At 54.1% G+C, this 2,313-nt stretch carries 3 protein-coding genes; all 3 read right to left on the reverse strand.

Features of this window, described 5'->3' with window-relative positions; all coding sequences use genetic code 11:
• Nucleotides 1-53 precede the first annotated feature (53 nt).
• The 3 genes from HFP54_RS25010 to HFP54_RS25025 all read right to left on the reverse strand — a co-directional run bounded on the left by HFP54_RS25010 (nt 54) and on the right by HFP54_RS25025 (nt 2,035).
• Nucleotides 54-308: an ArdC-like ssDNA-binding domain-containing protein gene (locus tag HFP54_RS25010; protein ID WP_168567287.1), complete on the reverse strand. Its 255-nt coding sequence runs from the start codon at nt 306-308 to the stop codon at nt 54-56.
• Between the two features lie 306 nt (nt 309-614).
• On the reverse strand, nt 615-905 hold the full coding sequence (locus HFP54_RS25015; protein ID WP_168567288.1) for a hypothetical protein: 291 nt from the start codon (nt 903-905) through the stop codon (nt 615-617).
• Between the two features lie 620 nt (nt 906-1,525).
• On the reverse strand, nt 1,526-2,035 hold the full coding sequence (locus HFP54_RS25025) for a hypothetical protein (RefSeq protein ID WP_168567290.1): 510 nt from the start codon (nt 2,033-2,035) through the stop codon (nt 1,526-1,528).
• Between the last annotated feature and the right edge of the window lie 278 nt (nt 2,036-2,313).

The following is a 2,313-nucleotide window of genomic DNA, read 5'->3' on the forward strand; positions in this document are numbered from 1 at the left end:
GGGTCAGGCCTCTTTTTTAGTTCGGGTCGAAAAGTTCCCCCGTCCCTTTAATCCTAATCGAATATTCCAATTCCTGATTCTCCTTTTTTGACCCAGCGTCTTAGCTTTCGCCAAGCAGCGTATCCTGCAACGTGGCTTGCTGCGGGCATTTGCTTGACGATCAGTAGTGCGTTTCTTTCACTGTAGTGATGAAACTTTGCAACTGCCTTGAGGTGTCTTGTGTACTCGGTAGTCCGTTCATGTTTTAAGGCGTCGAGAAGTTCTGCGTATCCATCTTGAGAGAGTTTCTTAATTGTTTCTTTGTCCATAGTTGTATTCCTTCTGTGCGTTCCCTCGGCGTGGGAACGATTATTCAAGTTGATCCGCCGCGCCGTCGGCTTCCAGCATTGATTGGCACGGCAGGTCAAGGTGGAGCCTTTCGCGCACGCGAAAGCAGCAGCGTCTATGAAGGGAGGCGGAGCCGACCGGAGAGTGAGCCCGACGGGCTCAAGCGGACCTTGACGCCGTGGCACCCTTAGAGAAGCCGACGAAAACAACATCCGGGGAGTTGTAAGCGTTCTATCTGCCCATCGGGCGATTCTCTGTGCCGGGGGCGTGCGGCGGGCTGGTGGCGATTACCAGAGGATGTCCAGGTCGCCGTCTCCGGTGCGCTGGGCGTACTCCAGGTGTTCGCACAGATCGGCGATCGCTTCGACGTCGCGGCCCGCTTTGCCTTTGACGCACGAGTGACTGAGGTCACCGATTAACCAGTGAAGTTCCACTCGGGTCATCCCCACTCGCCGAATCAGTTGAGCCTTCGGCCAACGTCGCAGCGAAGCTTCTAAACGGCCCGACACATAACCGTACTTCAAAATCAAATCGCGATGATCACGAGTCAGTTCGATTCGCTCGGTTAAGTCAGCCATCACGCCACTCGCGATTCACGCCGACGCACGCGGCGTTGCTGAGTTGTCAATCGACGCGACTCTTTCTCCGCATCGCGATACACCCGGATGCTCTCGGGATGCGAGGCCCGCCAAACATCTGGAAGTAAACTTTCGTAGTCAATGCTGCCACCAGCAAGCTGACGCAACACGTCATCCACATATGCCCACACGTCGACATTGTGCCTAGCCGCCGAGGACACCAAGCTGTACATCGCAGCGGCCACTTCACCACCGCGACTTGAACCGACGAACAGTGGTGTAGGCCCGGGAGTCTCACAATGGCCTACACCACTATTCAAAGGATCGCTCGCCGCGGGTGAGCGAGCGGCGAACTTGATGACGGTGATCGTCAGCGCGGTCCGCAATGACCTGGACGTGCATGCCTACTTGGAGGATGTACTGCGTCGGATCTTGGCAGGCGAAACCGGCTGAGCTGGCACCTCATGATTAGAAGTCGGCTCACCCGGAATTGATCCGCACGAACCGCAAGGATGAGCGTCGCCGAGCCGCCGAGCGCAAGCGAGTCCGCCGCGCCCGTCGTCGACGCCTCACCAAATAGTCAAGCAGGTCCCCTGCACTGGTCCTGGTGGACGGTTACACTACTGTTCGTCAGGGCCATATGAATAGCGCCCCTCATTTTCCAGCTCTTCTGCAATGCTCCAAAGAGCAAACGCGTATTGTTCCTCAGTTTGCATGATCTCCCATTTGAAAACGTCTTCGACCTTCTCGTCCGCAACGCGGCCGAAGAACACCAGGCGCCCGTCACGCTTTATCGCTAGAGTAAAATGCTCGTCTCGTAGCTCTACCTTTCGCCCGCTGAAATAGATTGCCTTACCTTCATAACGAAATTTATCGCTAGTGTCGAACTTATGTTCAGTCGACTCAATGACTATGTAACCAAAATTTGGCTTCTCTACATGTCCTTCTGAATCCCAACCGACCATGCCGTACGCTATTGCGACATCGAGTATTGAGTCGTAAACCACATTCTGCACACGATATGTACTTCCGAAAACAAAAACGTCTCGACGATAAATGAACATTGCAAAGGCTGCCGTTAAGCAAAACAACAACAGTGTTTTTAACGACCAGGAATACCGATTGGCCATACTTGTCAACTCCGCATTGCGTGCTCGATCGTCTAACCGGAGACGTGATCGCCGTCACCAATAAGTTTATCCGTCACCGTAGCAGATGGCGGCAGTCTGTGCGAGGCTAAGATATCCGTCGTGCTGCGATTTGAGTCGCAGTACTTTAGTTCCGCTTCCAGTCTACTGTACGGCGAATGTCCTGAAACACACCAGCGCCACCGAACGAATAATCGTCGTCCTCAATCCAAGACGTTACGTCGCGAATTGAACTCGAAAGGGGGTCAGGCCTGAATGGC

This window comes from Crateriforma spongiae (assembly GCF_012290005.1).
Classification (GTDB): Bacteria; Planctomycetota; Planctomycetia; order Pirellulales; family Pirellulaceae; genus Crateriforma; species Crateriforma spongiae.

Excerpts from the sequence above, each read along its gene's own strand:
- HFP54_RS25010 (WP_168567287.1), bottom strand. The coding sequence starts at position 308 with ATGGACAAAGAAACAATTAAGAAACTCTCTCAAGATGGATACGCAGAA.
- HFP54_RS25015 (WP_168567288.1), bottom strand. The coding sequence starts at position 905 with ATGGCTGACTTAACCGAGCGAATCGAACTGACTCGTGATCATCGCGAT.
- HFP54_RS25025 (WP_168567290.1), bottom strand. The coding sequence starts at position 2,035 with ATGGCCAATCGGTATTCCTGGTCGTTAAAAACACTGTTGTTGTTTTGC.